Source organism: Desulforamulus aquiferis, from assembly GCF_030577015.1.
GTDB classification, from domain to species: domain Bacteria; phylum Bacillota; class Desulfotomaculia; order Desulfotomaculales; family Desulfotomaculaceae; genus Desulfotomaculum; species Desulfotomaculum aquiferis.
The window spans coordinates 201,033-224,127 of record NZ_JARPTC010000021.1 but is presented as its reverse complement, the minus strand read 5'-3'; the positions used below and the strand labels follow the sequence as shown (position 1 = coordinate 224,127).

Here is a 23,095-nt window from a genome sequence, read left to right as displayed (position 1 = left end):
TTCCGGTGTAAATATCACATGTATTTTAAAAAAGGGTAATAGTTATGATTGCATATGAGCTGCGGTCTTCTAACTGTTTAATTATGTTTACTTGCTCAGCCATAGAGGAACTAATTACTGATATTTGGTCCTTTAATTCCTCGTTTTCTTCTTCGGCGTTCTTACTTTCTAAGTCAGCCATTTTTGCCTTAAGTTGTTCAAAACTGTCCTTTGCTTGCTTGTGCTGACCGCTCAAGTCCCTCTCAGATGGCAGATAAGATATAACTTCTCCTAACTTCTGCAGTTCATTTACTGTGGACTTGTAGTTGGCCATAGGAACCCTGATGCTAATTTGTCCCGTCCCGCCATTTTCAGTATAGGGACTTTGGATTGAGCCACTGTTACTTTGGGTAATTGTGCCTAGCGTCTTCAGTGCAGCACTAAGTTCTTGAACATCAATCCTTAAGGTAGCACTACTGGAAATAATTCCTTCACTTGGCTGCATCACAATACTCTCAAATCCCCGACCATTATCAACCTTACCTGGTTCATTAACTGCATTGCCGGGTTGATTTGGTTTAGTGGTGGAATTATTAGGCGTTTCTACCTGAGTTCCAGGATCTGTTACAACTGCACCTGGATCTGGCTCTACTCCCGGATCAACAGTTACATTATTTGTATCTGTTTTACCAGGATGCTCTCCTAACTGAGCAATCCCCTTGTCGGGCCTTGGATCAACGGGCATAAACTGATTGCCATCCTTTTCCCAAAGGGAGGTAAGGCCTAAGGTCATGGCCATAACAGCAGCAACAGCAGCTGTTTGATACCATCTACTCTTACTGACCTCTGATATACGTTCAAACCAACGTTTATTTTGAGGCGCCCGTACAGGAGCAGGAAGTTGATCAATTTTCTCCATTAATCCAGCCCTAAATCCTGCTGGCGGAGCAAGTTCAGGAAGTTCCTGAAGCAAGCTGACAGAAAGGGTTAACTCTTCCCATTCAGCCCTGCATGCCGGACAGCACGCCAGATGAGCCTTGATTACTTCCCTCTCGGAAGATTCAAGGACCCCGTCCAGGTACAATGATAGCTTTTCCATTACATCCTGGCATCGCACGGAACATCCCTCCTTTACTTAGCTAGACGATTACTAGGGGGTAAAAGTTCCATCTGTTTACTTATTTTTTCCTTTAACGCTTGTCGGGCTCTGCTAAGTCGAGATTTAACAGTTCCTAGTGAACATCCCAAAGCCTCGGCAATTTCTTCATATGACATTTCCTTAATCTCTCTCATTACTAGAACTGTACGGTAATCATCAGAAAGAGAATTAAGGCACCGCTGAACCATGGCCTGAGTTTCATTTCTGTCCAATTCTTCCTCTGGACCGGGAGCGGTGCTGCGAACCTCATATGTACTTCCATTATCATTAGCTGGTTCATCTAGGGAAACAGTTGGCCTTCTTTGCCTCTTACGCAACTCGTCCCTGCAAACATTGACCGTGATATGATATATCCAAGTGCTAAAGCTTGCATCACCACGGAAGTTAGGCAAGGCTTGATATATCTTTATAAAAGAGTCTTGAGCAAGGTCTGCTGCATCGGCATGATTTCCCATTAACCTATAAGCAATTGTATATACCTTATTCTCATATAGTTGAACCAGATGCTCAAAGGCTGCTCTGTCGCCCTTTTTACTTCGTTCTACTAATAATTGATGCTCCAGGGGCAAGGGTCCCCCTCCTCTTCCCTCGAAAGGTATATTACTTTTATTAGACTATTAGAAACCAAGTAATTTGTTTCCAATTGATTAATTAGTATCCATGTTCTGCTTGTAAGAAATCTTCTACACTGCACATTGTAAATCCTTTAGCAAATATTAGCCAGCAGTGGTATCAATGTCCAGACAGGTAATGTAATAATTTCACTGCATATAATTATGACGTAAAACTCCAGGTATTGTGACAGTATACCACTAAATATTTTTTTTGGCATATGAAATTTATTCAAGTATAGGAAATTGATATTTTTTCCCAAAGAACTCATTATTTTTATGATATATTTTTATGATTATCCCTTGAAACTTTGTTTTTCTTTTCGTATAATAAGTAGGCGACAACACAACAAGCCGAAGTGGCGGAACTGGCAGACGCACCGGACTCAAAATCCGGCTCCCTTAAAAGAGTGTGGGTTCGACTCCCACCTTCGGCACCAATAAAAAGTCATGTATGAGGATTTGTATTCATACATGACTTTTTGTTTTTCTGTGTTAAGGCAATTTATATTCATTGGATGATGTTGATCTTCCTTATAGTCAACTAATCTTGAAATGTACATAAAAGGTAGTTCCTGAGGAACTTGTCTCGCAGGTAATGGCGGCATTATGTCTGGAAGCTATGGAGTAACAGGTTGCTAAGCCTAAGCCTACTCCACTATCCTTAGTGGTTATAAATGGGGTGCCAAGTTTATCTATTAACGAGGGATTTATTCCCTCCCCCTGGTCCCTGACGGCCAGGATTATTTGTTCTCCTTCTCTATAGGTACTCAAGAATAATTTTTTGCCGGAGGTCATTGCTTCCAATCCATTCCTGACAAGATTTAAGATCAATTGACGGATTTCCTTTTCATTGAGAGATATTAGGGGAAGCTCTTCCTTCTCAATAATTAAATCCACATTGCTGTTAATTGCGTCAGCATATATTAACGGATAAATAGCCTCCAAAATATGATTAAGATTATGGGGCTTTAGATCCTCCACATCCTTTTTAGCCAAGGAAAGATACTCTTGAATAATAGTATTAGCCCTATCTAGCTCGCCAATCATTACATCAAAATAATTTATATAGTTAGCAAAATCATTTTTTGCTTTTAGCAACTGTAAAAGGCCCCTTACACTGGTCATCGGGTTTCTTATTTCATGCCCAATACCCGAGGCCATTTGCCCAATAAGACTTAGACGATCCAGTCTTGTTATTTCACACTCGAACCTCTTTCTATCAGTATAGTCATTTATAACAATCAACATGCAAATATCATTATCTAAGCTAATGAACTCCGTAGATAATAAGCCATAGCGTATACCCCCATTTTTTGAACAAATCCTTACTTCAATATTATTGAGGGTATTTTTATGGACCACCACCTCTCTAATTGAGCTAACTATTTTTTCTTCCAGGGACAGCATGATAATTAGTTCCTCCACCGTAGCACCAAGCAATTCTTCAAGGCTATATTCTGTATACTTAATAAATATCTCATTAACATCAAGAATTCTCTTTGTCCTAATAGATATGATAGCCAATGGGGTAGGGCTTGCATTAAAGGCCTTGGAAAAGCGCTCTTGGGAGGAACGAAGTCTTTCTTCTGCAATTTTCCTTTCAGTAATATCCGTAAGGGTTCCTACATAGCAAACCTGATTGCCGTTACCAATATATAGATTAGCTCGGGCAACTGCCCAAACAATATCTCCTTTTGGTTTAATAAACTTCAACTCCATGTAAAAGGGGGTTTGTTTCCTATAACAACGAATCCACTCCCTAACAACCTTCTCTCTATCCTCAGGATGAATAGCCTCTTGCCATCTGACTCCAATTAATTCATCAAAGGGGCGTCCCAAAATACTGCTGGATTGCTCATTAATGTAGTAACATTTTCCCTCAAAATCAATTTGAAACACACCCACAGGAAGCGATTTAATTAAAGCCTCATATCGATTATTACTTTCCCTTAGAGCAGCGGTACGCTCATTAACAAGCCTTTTCAATTGTATATGATAGTTATTCAATTCACCTTCAAGAAAGTCATTGCCATAAATATAAACATTTTTAGATTCATCGTTATTGGGCATATAAAAACCCCCTAAAAAATATAAGAAATACTTTCAATAATAACCCAAAAATTCCTTCAAATAATTTAGCTATAAATGAAATATTTAATCATTATAAAAAGAAAAAGGAGGATCTGCTATTTTAAAATAGTACTTTAACAGAAAAGAAATAAGGGGTCGGAAGTGTGGAGTTACTTGAAAACAGTTATGAGTTTCTTAAAGTAATAGTTAATGAACTGCCCGAGGGTATTATGATCCTCTCAGCAAAGGGCGAAATAATTCTGGTTAATTCTTTTCTTTTGAAATTATTAGGCTATAGCAACAGCCAAATTGAAAATATCAACCTCCATGATATTCTCTCCTCCAAGATATTCAAGAATAAAGCTACATCCCTTTCCAATTCAACAGGGTATAAAGAGCTAATATCTACTCAAAAGAAAGACGGAACCCCTATAAGGGTTTATGCTACAATTAAACCTTTTCAATTTAAGGGGCAGAGCTACCTGCTGGCCAGCATAAAGGAACCTGATTATGAATCTGTGAAACAGTTAAGTATGGCTATTGCAAAACAAATTGCGCAATTTGCAGGGGGAAAAACAGGGTTTAATTATGCCGAAGAATATGGAGGTGGATTTTGGTTAAATATTCCTATTGCCGATGCTAATAGTGACAGTGTATTAGAGGTTGAAAGCAAAATCACCCTCGGAATATATGGTAATAATGCTCAAGAAGTTAATACTAAGATTTTAATTGCCGAAGACGAGCCAGTAAGCCAGATGATCCTAAAGAAAATGATTAATAAATTGGGATATAGTTGTGAAATTGTTGAAAGTGGGGAACAGGCCGTCCAAGAGGCAGCTAGCAATAATTATGCACTAATATTTATGGATTGCCTGTTGAAAGGTATGGACGGGTATGAGGCAACCAGATCTATCAGGTTAATGGAATCCAATCTAAACTCTCATATCCCCATAATTGCTTTAACTTCGTATAATACCCATGAAGACCGAAATAAATGCCTGAAAGCGGGAATGAATGACTATCTAAATAAACCTGTTGATTATCAGCTATTAAGCCAGATTTTGAACAAATGGGTCCCACAGAAAGTGGAATTTCCTTTAACTAACAACCTGTCACAAACTGAATTGTCTAGCTTATATCTTTCAAATTTGCCAAACCAGGTGGCTGCTCTAAAGGAAGCCTTAGAGAGTGGAGATTCACTATCCTTGGCTCGCCATACACACAATTTGAAAACAAGTGGTACCAGCATAGGGTCCCAGGAACTTATTGAGTTAACAAAGCAACTGGATGAGGCAATTTGTTCAGGGTTGAAAACTGCCATTTCTGAAATCATCTCTAGGATTAGTTTGGTGTGTAATGAACTTTTATCTGTTAACTTTGTGAATCACAATAAAATAAATCATCAGGCTCCCTCGCTAAAAGGAAAAGCAACTGTAAAGGATGTTCTAGTGGTAGATGACGATCCCGTAGTAATAAACTACCTCTCCCTAGGCCTTAAATATGAAGGTTATAATGTATATACTGCCCGCTCGGGTGCAGAAACAATGGAGCATTTGAGGAAAATTACCCCCAGTGCAGTTATCTTAGACTGGGTACTACCCGATACAACAGGCATTGATATTTGTCGCAGACTTAAATCTCTGTGCAATCCAGTTGTTTTAATGCTCACAGGTAAGGGTGAAGTTGAGGACCGCATTGAAGGTTTAAGGGCGGGTGCCGATGACTATATGACAAAACCCTTTAACTTCACAGAACTATTGATGCGTCTTCAGACCTTACTCAGAAATAGAAAAGATATAGAAAACCAAGAAGATGAATTATCCTATGCCGATTTACGCCTCTGGACATCACGTCGGGAAGCCCAACGAGGACAAAATCGTATAAATTTAACAACCACCGAGTTTAATATGCTGTATTTATTTTTGCGACACCCCAGGAAAGTTTTAACCAAGGAAATTATCCTACAACATATTTGGGAATATAACATCACCGGCAGCACCAATATTGTTGAGTCTTATATCGGTAGATTACGCCGCAAACTAGGTGATCCTCCTATTATTCATACACTGCGCGGTGCCGGTTATGTACTGGATTTAAACAGATAAGCCTTAAGTTAAGTAAAAGCCATCTCCTACCTTCTTGTAAGAGATGGCTTTATTTAAACTTATACTCTAAATCTGCCAACCAGGCTGTTTAATTCCTCAGATAATCTGGTCATTGATTCTGCCAGCACTGAAACTTCATCCACCGAGGCAGATTGTTGTTGTGTGGTAGCAGCTACATTTTGGACTCCGGCGGACATTTCTTCGGTGGCAGCAACAATATTTTCTATCATAGTTGCCAAACCACGTACATCCTGAATGATTTCACCAATAGCCTGTCCAACCACAGCCCCTGTAGCATTACTCTCGTTTACACGGTTTGTATTCTCAAAGGTACTTTGAACTGCCCGTTGGGAGCCATGTTGTATTGCATCAATTAAATCCTTAATATCCTTGGTTGCTGAAGCTGTCTGCTCGGCTAACTTTCTAACCTCCTCGGCCACTACCGCAAAGCCTCGCCCAGCATCGCCGGCCCTGGCTGCCTCAATGGCAGCATTTAAAGCTAATAGGTTTGTTTGATCTGCAATACTTGTTATCAGTTCAACAATCTGGTTTATCTCTTTGGATTTTTGGCTCAATTCATTGATCACTTCTGTTACTTCATTGGTTGATACTGCAATACCATTCATTTGCTTGTTAAGATTCTCAATGCTTTCAATACTATCAACAGCCCTTCTGTTATTTGCATCTGCAATACTACCAATTTCTTGAACATTTGAAGTTACTTCCTCCACAGTAGCCGACATTTGGGTCATGGTAGAGGCTGTTTCATTGGCGCTGGCAGAGGTTTGTTCAGCACTTGAATTAAGCTGCCGGGCTGAGGAGGCGACCATCTGGGATTTCTCTGTGATTTGCCCAACAATGTCCCTTAGTTGTTTAACCATAGAGGAAAAGGCCTGCCCTAGCCTTCCTAATTCATCTTTAGATGAAATATTGATTTCCGCCCTTAGATCCCCGGCAGCGATGCTTTCTGCTGCTTGTACCATTTGATTTAAAGGTTTAGTAATCATACGCGTTATTAGCAATCCTAAGGTTATGGAAAGGACCAGAGCTGCCAATATATAAACTGTCATCATAAATACCGACCTATCTGCGATTACACGATTACTATCTGATTTTTTCTCAGCATCTTCTATTTTTAGGTTAATAATTTCATGAAGTAACGAGCTTACTTCACCTGTGATTCTGTCAGCGTCTCCCCTCAGCAATAAAAGAGCTTCTTCATCCTGGCCGGACATGGATAGCTCAACAATTCTATCCACCACACCCCTAAACTCTCCACCCCTATTTCTAAAATCCTGGTAAACTTTCTGAATATCTTCTTCCTTCATAGTTTCTTCAAATATTTTATAATTTTTATCTAACTGCTGGCGAGTGCTTTCCAGTTGCCCAAGATATTCAACCTTCTTATCCATATCCTTGGTGATTACAATATCCCTCAATGCAATGCTAGATTTTTGAAAATCTTCTGTAATCAGTAAAAGTGGCTCTAGTGGGGCTGTATTATTTTCATATAACTCTGTGTCAAGCCTTTCTATCTCTCTGATGCTTTGAATTCCTGTATAGCCGACGACGCTAGCTACTAAGGCTACAATTATAAATGATGATACTAACCTTGTCCTAATTTTTAAATCTGAAAACCACATCCATATCCACTCCCCTCTTTACTTCAACCCTACAGCTTTCCTTTAACATGATTATTTACTTTCCCCCTTATCTTTCTTCATTTATAAACTAAAGTATAATATATCTAATTAAACTTATGCTGACAATAACTTAAAAATAAGTTAACAATTTATTGATTCATATCTATTTCTAGATAAATTTTTTTTGAAAACCAGATATGCAGCTAATAATTTATTTATTTTTTAAGTATCTGTCAGTTATTTTTAAGATTGGTCTAATATACTTTAATTCATTATTTGTTGTTAAAATTTCTCTGAATGATTTGCAATAACATTTTTTCTAGTTTAAAAAATAAGCGTCGGGGTGATTACAATTATTGAAGATAACATACTAAATGCTTCCATTCTGATTGTGGATGATAATCCATCAAATATTCTATTATTACAAAGATTGCTGACCATTTCAGGTTATAGGAACATTAAATCAACTACAAAATCAATTGAGGTATTAGACCTATATAAAACTTATCAACCAGACCTGCTGCTAATGGATCTAAGAATGCCCCCTCCAGATGGATTTGAAATAATCGAACAGTTAAACCGAATTAAAGGTGATGACTACCTGCCTGTTATTATAATTACTGCCCAGAACGATCAGGAGTGCCGACTTAAAGCTTTGAAAATAGGAGCAAAAGATTTTATAGCAAAACCCTTTGATCATGCCGAAATACTTATGCGTATCAAAAACATGTTAGAAATGCGTCTATTGCACAAAGAGGTACGGGATCATAGACAAAAACTGGAAGACAAGGTGCAGAAACGCACAAAAAAACTCCAGGATTTACAGGTTGAATTAATACACCGGCTTGGTCGGGCGGCGGAATTCCGCGACCACGGGACCTGGTCTCATATTAGACGCATCTGTATGTACACCTTTGAGTTGGGAAAATCCATAGATCTTCCCGATGAAGAGTGCCAATTGTTGTTATATGCCAGTACCATGCATGACATTGGCAAAATCGGAATACCCGATGAAATTTTGTTTAAAGCAGGTCCCCTGGACCCAAAGGAGTGGGAAATAATGAAAACTCACTCAGTTTATGGGGCAAATATCTTGTCAGGCAGTTCTTTTGAAATGCTACAAATGGCTAAAACAATAGCCCTTACCCATCATGAAAAATGGGATGGTACAGGCTATCCCCAGGGACTTAAGGGAGAGAATATTCCCCTGGTGGGCAGAATAACAGCCATCTGCGATGTTTTTGATGCTCTGGTTTCCAATCGGCCCTACAAAGATGTTTGGCCATTAGAAAATGCTATTGAGGAGATTAAAAGGGGAAAAGGGACTCATTTTGACCCAAACCTAGTCGAGGCATTTCTTAATATAATGCCTCGACTCCTTGAAATTAAAGAACAGTACACTTAAAATAACTTTTTATTCAGGTAACTACTGTAATTGTGTCAAAGAGCTGATCTACGAGTTACATAAGTTCTTATATAAGGAAATAAAGGAAAAGGTCGGTAATCTCTAATTACTGACCTTTTCCTTGTTTAATCATATCTTTCTTTAAGCTTTGCAGTTCCTGACAGACTGAAATATACGCTGCTTTAATTTTTGCAAATTCACATGATAAATCCTGTGTTCCCCCGGAACCTAAGACCGCCTCAAAATTACCACAAATATTTACCAGTCCTAGCGCTCCAATATTTGCACTAGCAGATTTAAGGGCATGGACCTTATCTTTTAGCTCCCCAGTTGAATCACTCATTATGGACTTTTCTAGATTATTAAAGACAAATTGGGACGAACTAAGATAAGTACTTATTAAATTAATAAGAAATTCCGGATCATCCCCTGATACTAAATCAGTTATATTCTGCCAGATGGCTTTGTCAATTGACAATAGCTCTATTGATAGTTTGTTACTTTCTAGCATGGGTCTGCCTTCCTTAGTTACAAAGCTTTATTTTTAAATTAAGATATTCTATAAGATATTCTATATTTAAAAACTATTATCCTCTACGAAATAAATATCTGACTAAAATTTTCGACATTCTTCTCCTTTTGGTAACAATAAACTTAAGGTTATATGTAATTTGCAAATTATTCTATTTATTCATACTATGTATGAAGGTATTTTTAGTTGTTGGAGCAAATACTATATATAAATGGGGAGAACGGGGGTGGTCCCCCCTGTGGACTGCAAACCCACGAGCCGATCTGTGAACAGATTGGAGTACGGTTCAATTCCGACTTCTCCCCTCCACCTTTAAAAATCATCCAACAAAAAGCCGGCTAATTTAGCCGGCTTTTTGTTCTGAGTAATCTATTCTTTCAAGACCAACATCCTCTAATATTTCATTAATTAAATCCTTGGACATAATTGCACTCCCTTTCCTAATAATTTCAGAAACAAAAAGGCACGGTATCTCCGCGCCTTTGCTTTAAGTGTTGAGCGATGCTCCCTTGCATCTTGTTTTTTGTTATTATAACAGTTCATAACTACACAAGCAACCGTTCTAAACCATGAATACAATACACTTTACTAATCAAAGCATCAAACGTAATTTCTTCCGATGTTTGCCATTGCCGCACCAATATTGAGTAATTGTTCGTAGGTAGCCACTACTTGCTCCATGGAACTTGTAACAACTTTAATTGCCCTTTCCTGTTCCAAAATTGCTACACTTTCTTCCCTGAGATTATTAAGAACCGCTGTGATGTCTTCAAAGGTTCTATTTGTTCTTTCAGCTTGAAGCCTACTCTGGGCAGCAATTAACTGCAATTGTTCGACATCAGAAGATGCCAAACCCCACTGACCGTTTGTTTTATCTGGAGCTTGATATTGAGAAATCATGCCAAGTACTCGGTCGGCCAATTCCAAGGTATCCTTTGATATTGTGTTTGTTTCATTTATTAATGCTTCTAAATGCTGATTTTTAGAGTTAATCTTCGAGGTAGTTCCTTTCAGGGTAAGGGTTGAGAAGTTTATAGACTCCATGGATAACATAAGCTTCTTGCTCATATCCATCAGACTATTTGTCAGAGAAGGAACTTGCATCAGCAAAAATGGTAGACACATTTCTTTCTCCGCTAGTCCCCTCAGACATGCAACAGCCTTTTCCCAACAAGTATCGTACCCGCAGGCACTGCAATTAATTAAATCCCTTGGTGTCTGCTTGCCTGTTTCCTTTAACATTTGCCAAACCTGCTCATCGGTGAACTCTTGTTTTATTACAGCTTTTGGACTAAACTGCCTAATAAATTTCAGCTCTGTTAATACTTTATCTATCTCCCTAGCAGACTCGGCATTATTACAATCCTTAATTGTGGCAGCCACCTGCTGGGCCCTGACAACATATGGTTTTTGGCTAACCATTCCTGGCCCCATTACACATCCTTCGCAAACCAGCATATCTATAAACTTCGGTGAAAAATCCCCACTTTCTATTGACCTAAGCACCTCAATACACCGCCTGGCCCCTTCAATCACCACTATTTCCATGCTGGCAACATCCTCATTAATACCAGACGTCTTCAGTAAGCCTCCGCTAATTGGAAAGGTTCGTGATAAATGAGGCTGTGGGTTATCCCACTGCCCATCTATTAATTCCTCTATACTCATATCCTGCTGTTCAAGCCATTGCTGAAGTTGTTTAAAAGTAATTACTGCATCAACATACCCACTATTAAGTGGGTCCGAGGCCTCGTATTTTTTGGATAGGCAGGGTCCAATAAAAACTATTTTGTGTTCAGGATAAAGTGCTTTAACAATTTTAGCCTGAATCATCATAGGCGAGTCTATTGCGGCAAGATTATCTATTAATTTAGGAACATGCTTCTCAACCAATTGAACTACAGCTGGGCAGGCTGTAGATATGATAATCTCAGACAGCTCTTCTTTATCTTTAAATACTTTTACATACTCTTCAGCACATATTCCTGCTCCATAGGCTACTTCATGAAGACAGGAAAAACCAAGGGTACGTAAAGCAGTAATAAATTTTCCTGGAGGTAAATCAAAGGAAGCCGGATAAGATGGAGCAACCAAAGCTGCTAATTTTTCTCCTTCAGCTAACCAATTTTGAACCTTCATTGAATCATCATGCACTGTTTTTGCACCTATGGAGCAAGCCAGGACACACTGCCCGCAGCCAAGGCAACCTTCTTCGATAATCTCCGGCAACCCCTTACGGATAGAAATTGTCTTTACTGGGCAGGCCCGAACACAGGCATAACACTTTCTACAATTATTATAATCTGTGTATATTAAGGCGATGGAACTCACCCCCAAACATTAATAAGTCAGTTTATATAATTTTTCGTTATATTTCTTACAATTCCTCTAAATAATGAGTACTAATTATGCAAAATTCTGTAAAATGGCAAATGGCTGCTATTTTTACCTTGAATAACAAACTTTTTATTTAATTCTTTTATCATTAATATATTTATAGCAAAAACAATGCCTATTGAAAAGATACGAGGTATATTGTATTTTACCTTCTAAAGGCGTCACAATGTTATTTTTTATACACCAGTGTCGTTCCATTAGCGAACAATTGTCTCATCTTCTGACAGCATACTTTCTAAAGGCTAGGTTCTTATGTTATGCTAATAATTATTTTATTTAAAGGAGGCATGATTTTTGGCCCTTTATCTTGATATAGATTTGGACTACTTCGTTGCACCCATCATGAAGGAATCATTTTTGAACCACAGACCCCTCAAAGGTGAAAATTTCTCTTATGCAGATCCATCTAAATTATTTAATATACTTAAAGCTAGAGGTATTGCCCTAGGGCAAAAAAGGTTTATGTTTTCAAATCATATGCAAAGTCATTTAAGGTGGTGGTTAAATAAATCAACCGACAACGTTATCATCCACATTGATGCCCATAGCGATCTTTATGGAAATAGCAAACCCGATCTCATCACACTAAAACAACTGGGGTGTCAGAACTACCTGTGGCATTCCATTAGGGAAGACTTGGTTTCTGAGCTATATTGGGTCTTTCCTGATGGTTCCATTGATCTAGATACCCTTAGGGTACCTGGTAAAATCTTTACTCCTGAACAGGTGGGAGAAATTTCTATTAAAAACGACACACTGCATATAGAACTTATTTGCCTACTTCCAGGAGGCCGTAAAAAAATTATTCCCTATCATATATTACCTGCTGAGAAACTGCCAATATTTGATCAAACAGCAGAAATAATTACGGTGGCTACATCTCCTGAGTTCTACCCAAGTGAAGCTGATTGCCTAATATCAATGGTGGGCAAGTATTTAGAGGTGGACCCTAAGATATTAGCCAATCTATTAACTCAGCACTCAGAAATGCCCAGCAGGTTTGATAAGTAATTTTAATGAAAATGTGTGTTTTCTATAGATATCCATTGGTATTTAAAGATATTAACTATTATTGAGGTTATTTGTTCGATATCCGTTATTCTAGGCCATTTTTTAATAAAATTGGTTGACATCATAGTTTTTATAACCTATATTTTATATAGAATATAATTCGTCATTAGGTGAGGCTTCTGCATAGACTGCTGACCTTCTAATTATTGTGAAGGTTTTTTTATTTTTCCAGATGGAGGTGGTAAGAATGGATGACCCGTACCCCGGAGCAAGGAAAATAAAACTTAATAAAGTTCTTACCATTAAGACTGCCCCTATAATGTGACAGTCACCGCTGGAGGTGATGCTATGATCAAGACTTACTTATATGATAATTCCTCCTCTAGGATGCGTCATGATGTAAATTTGAATGATATAGCAACAGAAATTAATAATCAGGACAATATGCTCTGGGTAGATTTATTTAACTTTTCAGAGCAGGAATTAAAGTATGTTGCAGAAGTATTTGATTTTCACGAGTTAGCTGTGGAAGACTGTATGCATTACAGTCCCCGGGCCAAATTAGATAAATATGATGACTATCATTTCTTGGTAATGCATGCCATCCGCTATAATGAAGAGCGTGATGAAGAAATCATGCTTGTTCAGTTAGGCGTTTTTCTCGGTCCAAATTATGTTGTTACAGTCCATAAAAATACCCTGCCTAGTTTGGGAAGACTGGCCAAAATCTGCCTTTCGAATACCAGCGTATCGGATAAAGGCAGAGACTTCTTTCTATATACCATTATTGACGGTCTAATTGACGAGTATTTCCCCGTCCTGGATCGTATCGGAGACCGTATTGAGGACCTGGAAGAGGAGATTTATGAAAAGCCAAGTAAAGAAACCACCGATGAATTCCTAGCCCTAAAAAGAACAATATTAACTATGCGCCGTGCCCTTATCCCCCAAAGAAGGATCTTCTATAACTTTAGCAGTAGTGCCTTTGTAATCAGTGAGGAAAATCAACCTTATTTCTTAGATTTAAGGGACCATTTAGAACGAATTACCGATACCATTGATGGTTACAAGGACCTGGTTGATGGCGCCCTGGCAACTTACGCTTCCATCATTAGTGCCAGAACAAATGATACCATAAGAATCTTAACTTTAATCTCTACCATTTTTATGCCCCTCACCTTTGTTACCGGCTTCTTCGGTATGAATGTGCCCCTGCCGGATCAAGACTCTGTTTGGTCAACGGTAAGTATTACCTTAGGTCTTATTGGTGTCTCAACCTGGATGATTGTGCTATTTCGCCAAAAAAAATGGATGTAAAAATTCTTTCTTATCCCTTTTATTACGAAACAAATACAAAGTCCCTGCGAAGCATTTTGCAGGGACTTTGTACTAAAGCTCTAAATTAAAGCCTCCTTGAGGAGGGTAGTAAGTTCATAGATATCGGACAGACTATCCTTCCCCTTTTCTTCAACCAATTTTACAAAGGCACTCCCCACTACAACCCCATTACAAAAGCTTGCAACACTCTTAGCCTGCTCCGGTGTGGCTATACCAAAACCTGCCACAGCAGGCAGGGAGGAATAGCCCTTAACCTCCTTGGCAAGTCTTCCTATGTCATTTGTTACATCCTGGACTGTACCTGTAATGCCTGTCACTGTCACACAATAAATAAAACCACTGGCACGGGCTGCTATCTTAGCCAACCTTTGGCCACCTGAAGTTGGGGCCGCCAAGGGGATAAAGGCTAGTCCCTGTGCCTTGGCATAGCTTAAAAGGGTCTCGGCTTCCTCTACCGGCAAGTCCGGTACTATTACCCCGGCAACACCAGCCTTAGCCCCTTCGGAACAAAAGTCATCCAGCCCATATTGCAATAAGGGGTTATAATAGGTCATCAAAACCAAGGGAGCATTGACCCTTGGTGATAACCCCGCTACCAGGTCTAAAATATTTTTTAAATTAACCCCGGCACTTAACGCTCTATTAGATGCCCTTTGAATAACCGGGCCATCAGCCACCGGATCAGAGAAGGGTACGCCAAGTTCTATTATATCTGCACCCGCCCTATCCATGGCTATTACCAGCTGTCCCGTGGTTTCCAAATCGGGATCCCCGGCGGTAAGATAGGTAACCAGTGCCTTCTCGCCCCTTTGTTTTAATTGGTTAAATCTTACTTCCAGTCTTTTTTCTCCGGTCATACCATTGCCCCCATTTCTCCCGCCACGGTATGGACATCTTTATCCCCCCGCCCAGATAGGCACACCATGATAACTTGGTCACTTCCAAGTCCCGGGGCTAGGTTAATAGCCATGGCCAGGGCATGGGAACTTTCCAGGGCAGGAATTATTCCCTCTGTGCGACAGAGAAGATGAAAGGCCTCCAGGGCTTGTTGATCTGTTGCTACCATATATTTAGCCCGCTCACTGTCCTTTAAAAAACTGTGCTCCGGCCCTACCCCAGGATAATCAAGACCTGCTGAAATAGAGTGAACCGGCGCGATTTGCCCATGGAGATCCTGCAGCAGGTAACTATAGGAACCGTGCAGCACCCCTGGCTTACCGGCGGTAATTGGTGCTGCGTGCAGTCCTGATTCTAAGCCATGGCCCCCTGCCTCAACCCCGATTAGCTTAACCTGCATATCATTAATGAAGGCATGAAAAATTCCCATGGCATTACTGCCACCACCTACACATGCCACTACAAAATCTGGCAGTGCGTCGGTTTGCTCAAGTATTTGATTTCGAGCTTCCTGTCCAATAATGGCTTGAAAATCCCTTACCATCATGGGATAGGGATGGGGACCAGCCACTGACCCAATAACATAGTAGGTATCCCGAATATTTGTTACCCAGTCCCTCATAGCCTCATTCATGGCATCCTTAAGGGTGCAGCTTCCAGAGCAAACCTCCACAACCTCCGCTCCTAAGAGCCTCATACGAAAGACATTTAAGGCTTGCCTGCGAATATCCTCCCGACCCATATAAACCACGCATTTCAGGCCAAACATGGCAGCGGCAGTGGCGGTGGCCACCCCGTGCTGTCCTGCTCCTGTTTCTGCAATGACCCTGGTTTTTCCCATCCGTTTGGCTAGCAGAACTTGCCCCACCGTATTGTTAATCTTGTGTGCCCCGGTATGGTTTAAATCTTCCCTTTTCAAATATATCCTTGCCCCGGCCAATTGCTCGCTTAGCCTAGCTGCAAAATACAAGGGCGAAGGCCGGCCTACATAATGGGTAAGGTAGTATTCTACCTCCCCTAGGAAGTCTGGGTCCTGCCTTACTTCCTGGTAGGCGTTAATTAATTCTTCCAGTGCCGGCATTAACGTCTCCGGAACAAAGGACCCACCGTATTTGCCGAAGTAACCTCGATTATCTGGCTGCATTTGACCCAACCTCCCTTACCCTATTGATAAATTCTTTTATTAAATCAGGGTCCTTTTGACCATTGCGTTCTACCCCGCTGGAAACATCAACCCCGTATGGATTTAGCAGCACCACTGCCCGCCCAACATTTTCCGGGGTTAAACCACCCGCTAGAATAAAGGGTAATTTATATTTAATTTCCTGTATTAGCTGCCAGTTAAATACTCGGCCGGTTCCACCTGATTGGCCCCCTGTACAGGTGTCAAAAAGCAAGGCCTTAACAGGGTAATCATGAGCCTTGACCATTATGCCTTGATCACTCACCGGAATGGCCTTAATGGAATTAAGGCCTAAATCCCTACAATAATCTGGACTTTCTTGACCATGCAGTTGAACCAAGTCCAAACCACAGTATTTTGCAATGTGACGTATTTCTTCGGGGGAGGCATCCCTAAAAACACCTACTCTGGTGATGAAGGGTGGCAGGGACTGGCATATTTCCCTGGCCAATTCGGGGGATACCTGGCGGCGACCAGGCACAAAAACCATCCCGACAGCATCAGCACCAGCTTTTGCAGCAGCAGTTGCTGTGTAGGCATCCCGTATACCACAAACCTTTACTCTTACTGCCTGCCTAGCCACAGCTTCCACCCCCTTGAACTAATTCCTTGACCCTTTCCCCTGTATCCTCTGCCCTTACCAGAGCTTCTCCTACTAAAGCAGCATTTACTCCAATGTTCTTTAAGAATTCCATATGTCTTTTGTTTGATATACCACTTTCGCTCACCACAGTAATGCCTGATAGGTCATACCTGCCCATTAGATAGCTAGTTATCGCCAAGTCGGTATCAAAGGTATGTAGGTTGCGATTATTAATACCTATAATATTTGCCCCGGCAGCCAGGGCACGTTCTAATTCCTTTGCCGTATGCACCTCTACCAGTGCCTGCAGACCAATTTCTCCGGCAATTTGTAACATGTCAGCAAGTTCATCATCTGAAAGGATGGCTACAATAAGCAATACTGCGTCAGCTCCAATTATACGGCTCTGGTAAAGCTGTATGGGATCAATGATAAAATCTTTACGCAAAAGTGGTAGCCCAATTTCTTCATGTACCTCACTCAGATACTCAAGCCTACCTTCAAAAAATCTTTCGTCAGTAAGAACAGATACCGCTGAAGCTCCATTATTTTGATATATTTTAGCTAAATATCTATGGTCAAAATCCTTGCACAGCAACCCTTTGGAGGGTGAACTTTTTTTAATTTCGGCTATCAGCCCCACCTGACCAGGCCTAGAGATAGCTCCTCGAAAATCCCTGCCCGGTGGCAATTTGCCGATTTTATTAACCATATCATCAATTTTTATCTTTGAAAGCAGTTCACTTACTTCCTGCCTTTTATGTTCCACAATTCTGTCCAGTATCAAAGGGCGGCCGCCCTCCTTCCAATCAGACCCTGGGTATACTCTGACAGTTGTTTAAGCTTTTTCAGGGCACTGCCGGAATCAATGACATCCTGCGCTAACCTAACCCCATGTGAAATATCTGGTGCCAGCCCACCTGCCACCATCCCAAGGGCTGCATTAATGACAACTACATCCCGCTTGGGTCCTGGGGCCCCACTCAATATATTTTTAATAATGCGGGCATTAATTTTGGCATCCCCTCCGGCTAAGGCGGATATGGGTGCACGGGATAAGCCATAATTAACTGGATCCAGTGTTGTTTCCTTGATATTATTATCCCTTATTTCAAAAACTAGTGCCTCTCCTGCCAGGGATATTTCATCCAGCCCACCACAACCGTGAATTACAAAGGATCTTTTTGTTCCAAGGTTGGCCAGAACCCTGGCTAAAATTGGGGCCAAATCTGCACAATACACTCCCAATACTTGACTTTCAGCACCAGCCGGGTTGGTGATAGGTCCAAGTATATTAAATACAGTTCTAATACCTATTTCCTTTCTGGGTCCTGCCGCATACTTCATAGCTCCATGCAACAACGGAGCAAAAAGAAAGGATATACCAGCATTATCCAAGCATAACCCTGCCTCTTCTGCACTAATGTTCACCGATACCCCAAGGGCCTCTAAAACATCTGCACTGCCACATTTGCTGGATACTGATCTATTGCCGTGTTTAGCCACAGGAATACCTGCACCTGCCAGCACCAGTGCACAGGCCGTGGATATATTAAATGTTCCCGCACCATCTCCACCTGTGCCACAGGTATCAACAAGTCCAATTCTTTTAGTAGCTACAGGTGTTACCTTGGCTCTCATTGTTCGTGCAAAACCGGTAATCTCCTCGGCTGTCTCACCCTTCAGATGCAATGCAGTTAACAGGCAAGCAATTTGGGCCGGGGTTGCCTCACCATCCATAATTTCCGCCATGGCTTCCCTTGCCTCGGTCTCGGATAAATTTTCTCCCGCTACCACTCTTCTAATGGCATCATTAATCACCATTTTCTCTCCTCCTTCTCAACTCAGCTCCATTTAGTTGATTAAGCTAATGAAGTTCCCCAACAGCTTTTTTCCCTCAGGGGTAGCAATTGACTCGGGGTGAAACTGAACACCCTCCACGGGATATTCCCTGTGCCTTAATCCCATCACCTCCCCTTCCATTGTTCTGGCAGAAATCTCAAAGCAGCCTGGAAGGCTTCCCTCTTCCACTGCTAACGAATGATACCGGGCGGCCTGAAATTCCTGGGGTACTGAGTTATACAGCCCTAACCCGTCATGGATAATCTTTGATGTCTTGCCATGCATTAAACTAGCCGCCCCAACAATCTTGCCGCCAAAGGCCTGGGCAATGGTTTGATGTCCCAGGCAGACTCCCAAAATAGGTATTTTCCCCGCCAAGCCCTTGACAGCCTCCAAGCAAATACCTGCATCCTCCGGTCGCCCTGGTCCCGGGGATATTATTAAGCCCTCTGGCTGCAGATTCTCAAGCTGCTCCAGGGCTATGGTGTCATTGCGGAATACCATCACCTCCTTACCAAGCTCCCTCAGGAGTTGGACCAAATTGTAGGTAAAGGAATCATAATTGTCAATTACCACCAACACAGGCTGCCACCTCCTCCTTTTCTGAGGCAGCAATAATAGCTGCTGCCATGGCCCTGGCTTTCTGCAAAGTCTCCTCATATTCCCTGACGGGATCAGAATCGGCGACTATACCCGCTCCCGATTGAAAATATGCTTTACCTTTAGTTAAAACAGAAGTTCTGATGGTTATGGCAGTATCCATATTGCCGGCAAAATCAATATAGCCGACTGCCCCGGCATAGGGTCCCCGATGAACAGGCTCCAATTCTTCAATTATTTCCATTGCCCTTATCTTTGGGGCACCGGACACCGTACCGGCAGGAAAACAGGCTTTTAAAGCATCCAAGCAGTCCATACCCCCATCCAGCTGGCCTTGCACCTCGGAAACCAGGTGCATAACGTGGGAATAGCGCTCTACCTCCATAAATCTTGGTACTTGAACTGTCCCAGGCAAGCACACCCTACCCAGATCATTGCGCCCTAGATCAACCAACATCAGGTGTTCCGCTTTCTCCTTATCGTCTGACAACAATTCCTGGGCCAAAATATTGTCCTCGGCATCATTCCCACCCCTGGGCCTGGTGCCAGCTATGGGGCGGGTGAAAACCTCGCCCCCCTCCACCCTTACCAGCATTTCTGGTGATGCACCCACCACCACCAAATCCCCAAAGTCAAAATAGTTTAAATAGGGCGAGGGATTTATTGACCTTAATCTCCGGTACAACTCAAAGGGATTGCCAGTGTAGGGAAGATTAAATCTCTGGGACAGCACCACTTGAAAAATATCTCCTGCCCTTATATAGGCAAGGGCTTTATTGACCTTTTCTTTAAAATCATTGCGCGTCATTGATGAATTATGCCTTATGAACTCGGTGAGACTAGCTAAGGAATATTGCCTGGATTTCTCTAACACCTGGTAACCTTTATTGGAGGGAGAAAATATCTTGTCAGCCACACGTTCAATTTTTTTTATGGCCAATTCATAGGTTTCTTCAGGACTTCCCGCCAAGGGGATATTAGCTATAATTAACAAGGTTCGCCGAATATGGTCAAAGGCCAGCACCAGGCCTGGGAACATTAGCTGGCATACAGGTAGTCCCAGGTCATCAGGCTTATAATTAGGGAGACGTTCCAGGTACCTTATAAGATCATAGCCAAAGTAACCTGCTGCTCCCCCGGTAAACCTCGGTAAATCAGGCAATTGAGGAGTATTATACCGTCCTAAAAGTCCCTTTAATGCCGATAAAGGACCTCCATGCAATTTGGCTCTGCCCCCAGAGCCCCAAAATTCTGCCCCATTTCTATGAAACCTATAGTTAAGAAAGCAGTCTGTGCCAATAAAGGAGTAGCGGGCCAGGGTTGTTCCCCCCTCCACACTTTCCAATAAGAAGCTGTTGCCCCTGGGTGCAAGCTTTCCGTAAATTGACACAGGTGTCTCGGTATCTGCCAAATACTCTTTGTAAACAGGGATTAAATTGTATTCGCTACTTAATTGGCAGTACTCTTCTAGGGATGGACTATACACTAAATCACCTCCTAAAAAATTAAATAACAAAAAACCGGTGGCTCGAAAAATGAGCAACCGGTTGCATGACTAATAATAAGTCTCGGCTCACTAATCTCAGCTCAACTCGACTCGACTCTGCTATTTGACTAAACTCCACTCAACTAAGCCTTACTTCAAATTATGTTCTAAGCTAAACTCTCTAAGCTAAAACTTCTAAGCTAAAAATCCAAACTAATTATTGCTATAAATTAGCTATTAGGTTATCACTATTCGGGTCCGAAGTCAATTACTTGTATTAAACAATTTATGTTTCAATGAGCAGGAATTAGACCGCCTAACCGCATATAATACATTTATATTACCGTTCTGCCCTAAGAAGTATGTGCAGAGATAAGAAAGGTGGCTTATTAATTGTCAGAAATAAATCCCTCAGTTAAGATGTTTGAACCCTACCCGGTAGGGGATTTGGTAGTATATATAACTGGACCAGAACGTGGTTCAGTGATTGAGTCCGACTGTCGCTGGGAATTGACCACCACTTTATCCAGTTGTGACTGTTGTACTTTCCGTTGGTACTCACGCCGTGACCCCTCCTATAAATGTAGGCATATCTTAGCGTTAAGGCAGGTGCTTGGCCTAAAGTAGAATTACACCTCCCGCTTTAGGGAGGTTTATGCTTTAGAGGTATAACCTTCCCCTCAGTTGAGTAATTATTTCATCCCCTAGGATCTTGTAACCGCCTGGGGTGGGATGCCCGCCATCCAGCAGCAGCTCAGGATTACCTGTGTCTTTAGACAGCAGGGGCGTATAAAAGTCAAGGGTAAAAATCCCCCTGTCCATGGCAAATTCCCTAAGCCAGTCCCTGATTTGACCTAATTTGTGATTATAGTTTTCGGCATCCTCCTGGTCGCCCTCAAAATTCTCTAATAACTGTTGGATATTCAAGGGAGAAGGTAACCCCAGCAGGGGGCATATTCCCCTCTCGAAGGCCAGTTCCACCACCTGCTTTATATTTTCCTGGGTTTCTTTGAGGGGTATTCCCTGCCAGCCATCATTATGGCCTCCCAGGAATATCATATAGGCGGAAAGACTTTCCTCTCTATATTTAATAAAACGAGCCAACATTTGGCCGGTTGTTTCACCGCTAATTCCCCGGTTAAACAATTTAAAGCCCGTTACTTTCGATACCCTGGCTACCCAGGATATCTGTGGACCCTCCGGGTAGCCAAAGGTAATGCTATCTCCTAAGCAAAGAATGGTATCCCTGTGGGCCACTTCATTGAAGGCCCTTGCTCCAGCTTCATCGGGCAGTACAAAGGTTATTTCCTGGAGCTTAGAGCCAAGGGATAAATGGCGTCTTACTTCAGATATCATTACCTGGGCAGTTGTTACGGGTGCAATATTTTCGCTTCTTGAATTTATTACCGGCAGCATAAGGGTTTTAAGTCCTTGGGTATCTGCAGCTTTCAAGGCTTGACTGGTGGCCTTTCTAATCTTAACAGTTGCTGCATCCTCTGAGGCCCCAAAGGATTTTGCATGTAATACTTGCCCTTCTGCCAATAGGTCGTACTGGCCAAAAAAAGTTGGGTCTACTTGTATAACTTTAATCATTTTTTCAATCAACCTCCCCCAATATTTTATTTGCTCCTTTATCTAAACATAACTTGCATTTTTCTCCCTCTTAATAAATTTACCCATAGCAATATTACCAAGCCTGCTACTATGATAACCTAGCTAATGAAACAAAAACCACTCTATGTGAGTGGTTTAAAATCAAAGGACTAGGGTCTTTACTATATCGGCCCGGCTGACGATACCAACTATCTTATGATCCTCCGTAACAGGTATGCGCTTGATATTATGCTTCACCATTAATGAAGCAATGGTTTGAATGTCGGTATCCTTTGAAACAGTTATAACCTTCTCAGTCATTATTTCAGCTGCCCTGATGGCGGCCAATTTTTTTATATCGGCCTTGTATTGATCCAGTCCGCTGTAATAGATAACTCCCCCTAGTAGCTCTACAAATCTAGGTATACGGGGACTAATTTCCTTATGCAGTAAATCTCCCTCACTTACAATCCCAGCTATTCTTCCTTCCCCGTCAACCACCGGAACACCAGATATTTTATTCTCTGTTAGGATTTTAGCAATTTCCGATATGGTGGTCTCCTTATCAACTGTTATTACATTAGCTTTCATTATATCCTTTGCAGTCATCCTAATCACCCCTATATATTTAGTACCATAATTATAGCATTGTTAGTTA

Annotated in this window: 20 protein-coding genes and 1 tRNA gene; 6 read left to right on the top strand and 15 right to left on the bottom strand. The window is 41.4% G+C overall.

Features of this window, described 5'->3' with window-relative positions; all coding sequences use genetic code 11:
* Nucleotides 1–25: 25 nt before the first annotated feature.
* Nucleotides 26–1,096 carry a zf-HC2 domain-containing protein gene (locus P6N53_RS14780; RefSeq protein ID WP_304544501.1) on the bottom strand — a complete coding sequence of 357 codons (1,071 nt, stop codon included), beginning with the start codon at nt 1,094–1,096 and terminating at the stop codon, nt 26–28.
* 14 nt (nt 1,097–1,110) lie between these two features.
* Complete coding sequence (locus tag P6N53_RS14775; protein WP_304544499.1) at nt 1,111–1,707, bottom strand: sigma-70 family RNA polymerase sigma factor; 597 nt, start codon at nt 1,705–1,707, stop codon at nt 1,111–1,113.
* Between the two features lie 395 nt (nt 1,708–2,102).
* On the opposite strand from P6N53_RS14775, the gene P6N53_RS14770 reads away from it, so the two are divergent.
* Nucleotides 2,103–2,189 (top strand) — tRNA-Leu (locus P6N53_RS14770).
* A gap of 100 nt (nt 2,190–2,289) precedes the next feature.
* Here the strand turns inward: P6N53_RS14770 and P6N53_RS14765 are convergent.
* On the bottom strand, nt 2,290–3,822 hold the full coding sequence (locus P6N53_RS14765; RefSeq protein ID WP_304544497.1) for a PAS domain-containing sensor histidine kinase: 1,533 nt from the start codon (nt 3,820–3,822) through the stop codon (nt 2,290–2,292).
* A gap of 164 nt (nt 3,823–3,986) precedes the next feature.
* On the opposite strand from P6N53_RS14765, the gene P6N53_RS14760 reads away from it, so the two are divergent.
* Nucleotides 3,987–5,927, top strand: a complete 1,941-nt coding sequence (locus tag P6N53_RS14760; RefSeq protein WP_304544495.1) for a response regulator — start codon at nt 3,987–3,989, stop codon at nt 5,925–5,927.
* A 59-nt stretch (nt 5,928–5,986) separates the two neighbouring features.
* Here P6N53_RS14760 and P6N53_RS14755 read toward each other — a convergent pair whose 3' ends face one another.
* Nucleotides 5,987–7,570 carry a methyl-accepting chemotaxis protein gene (locus P6N53_RS14755; RefSeq protein ID WP_304544493.1) on the bottom strand — a complete coding sequence of 528 codons (1,584 nt, stop codon included), beginning with the start codon at nt 7,568–7,570 and terminating at the stop codon, nt 5,987–5,989.
* Nucleotides 7,571–7,913: 343 nt separating this feature from the next.
* Here P6N53_RS14755 and P6N53_RS14750 point away from each other — a divergent pair, with 343 nt between their 5' ends.
* Nucleotides 7,914–8,975: an HD domain-containing phosphohydrolase gene (locus P6N53_RS14750; RefSeq protein WP_304544491.1), complete on the top strand. Its 1,062-nt coding sequence runs from the start codon at nt 7,914–7,916 to the stop codon at nt 8,973–8,975.
* Nucleotides 8,976–9,081: 106 nt separating this feature from the next.
* Here P6N53_RS14750 and P6N53_RS14745 read toward each other — a convergent pair whose 3' ends face one another.
* Together P6N53_RS14745 and P6N53_RS14740 are read right to left on the bottom strand one after the other, a co-directional pair.
* A complete protein-coding gene (locus tag P6N53_RS14745) occupies nt 9,082–9,486 on the bottom strand; it encodes an Hpt domain-containing protein (protein ID WP_304544490.1) in 405 nt (134 codons plus the stop codon).
* Nucleotides 9,487–10,107: 621 nt separating this feature from the next.
* Nucleotides 10,108–11,838 (bottom strand): [Fe-Fe] hydrogenase large subunit C-terminal domain-containing protein, encoded by a 1,731-nt coding sequence (locus tag P6N53_RS14740; RefSeq protein ID WP_304544488.1) that lies wholly within the window; start codon nt 11,836–11,838, stop codon nt 10,108–10,110.
* 360 nt (nt 11,839–12,198) lie between these two features.
* Between P6N53_RS14740 and P6N53_RS14735 the strand changes: the two genes are divergently transcribed.
* Together P6N53_RS14735 and corA are read left to right on the top strand one after the other, a co-directional pair.
* Nucleotides 12,199–12,915 (top strand): hypothetical protein, encoded by a 717-nt coding sequence (locus P6N53_RS14735; RefSeq protein WP_304544486.1) that lies wholly within the window; start codon nt 12,199–12,201, stop codon nt 12,913–12,915.
* Nucleotides 12,916–13,263: 348 nt separating this feature from the next.
* A complete protein-coding gene (gene corA / locus P6N53_RS14730) occupies nt 13,264–14,232 on the top strand; it encodes a magnesium/cobalt transporter CorA (protein ID WP_304544484.1) in 969 nt (322 codons plus the stop codon).
* Nucleotides 14,233–14,312: 80 nt separating this feature from the next.
* Here the strand turns inward: corA and trpA are convergent, their stop codons facing one another.
* Genes trpA through trpE form a run of 7 tightly spaced genes read right to left on the bottom strand, consistent with a single transcriptional unit; the run spans nt 14,313 to nt 20,844 of the window.
* Nucleotides 14,313–15,110, bottom strand: a complete 798-nt coding sequence (trpA, locus tag P6N53_RS14725; protein ID WP_304544482.1) for a tryptophan synthase subunit alpha — start codon at nt 15,108–15,110, stop codon at nt 14,313–14,315.
* Complete coding sequence (gene trpB, locus P6N53_RS14720; RefSeq protein WP_304544480.1) at nt 15,107–16,294, bottom strand: tryptophan synthase subunit beta; 1,188 nt, start codon at nt 16,292–16,294, stop codon at nt 15,107–15,109. Before trpB ends, trpA begins: the two co-directional genes overlap by 4 nt.
* Entirely contained in the window at nt 16,281–16,916 is a 636-nt protein-coding gene (locus P6N53_RS14715) for a phosphoribosylanthranilate isomerase (protein WP_304544478.1), read from the bottom strand. The genes trpB and P6N53_RS14715 overlap by 14 nt, the downstream gene beginning before the upstream one ends.
* The gene (gene trpC, locus P6N53_RS14710) at nt 16,909–17,703 is read right to left on the bottom strand and encodes an indole-3-glycerol phosphate synthase TrpC (protein WP_304544476.1); all 795 of its coding nucleotides are present in this window, start codon (nt 17,701–17,703) and stop codon (nt 16,909–16,911) included. Before trpC ends, P6N53_RS14715 begins: the two co-directional genes overlap by 8 nt.
* The gene (gene trpD, locus P6N53_RS14705; RefSeq protein WP_304544555.1) at nt 17,700–18,737 is read right to left on the bottom strand and encodes an anthranilate phosphoribosyltransferase; all 1,038 of its coding nucleotides are present in this window, start codon (nt 18,735–18,737) and stop codon (nt 17,700–17,702) included. Before trpD ends, trpC begins: the two co-directional genes overlap by 4 nt.
* 33 nt (nt 18,738–18,770) lie before the next feature.
* Entirely contained in the window at nt 18,771–19,340 is a 570-nt protein-coding gene (locus P6N53_RS14700; protein ID WP_304544474.1) for an anthranilate synthase component II, read from the bottom strand.
* A complete protein-coding gene (trpE, locus tag P6N53_RS14695) occupies nt 19,324–20,844 on the bottom strand; it encodes an anthranilate synthase component I (protein ID WP_304544473.1) in 1,521 nt (506 codons plus the stop codon). Before trpE ends, P6N53_RS14700 begins: the two co-directional genes overlap by 17 nt.
* Nucleotides 20,845–21,237: 393 nt before the next feature.
* Here trpE and P6N53_RS14690 point away from each other — a divergent pair, with 393 nt between their 5' ends.
* Nucleotides 21,238–21,471, top strand: a complete 234-nt coding sequence (locus P6N53_RS14690) for a hypothetical protein (RefSeq protein WP_304544471.1) — start codon at nt 21,238–21,240, stop codon at nt 21,469–21,471.
* Between the two features lie 33 nt (nt 21,472–21,504).
* Here P6N53_RS14690 and P6N53_RS14685 read toward each other — a convergent pair whose 3' ends face one another.
* Nucleotides 21,505–22,437 (bottom strand): GDSL-type esterase/lipase family protein, encoded by a 933-nt coding sequence (locus P6N53_RS14685; RefSeq protein ID WP_304544470.1) that lies wholly within the window; start codon nt 22,435–22,437, stop codon nt 21,505–21,507.
* Between the two features lie 162 nt (nt 22,438–22,599).
* Nucleotides 22,600–23,046 (bottom strand): CBS domain-containing protein, encoded by a 447-nt coding sequence (locus P6N53_RS14680; RefSeq protein ID WP_304544469.1) that lies wholly within the window; start codon nt 23,044–23,046, stop codon nt 22,600–22,602.
* Nucleotides 23,047–23,095 lie beyond the last annotated feature (49 nt).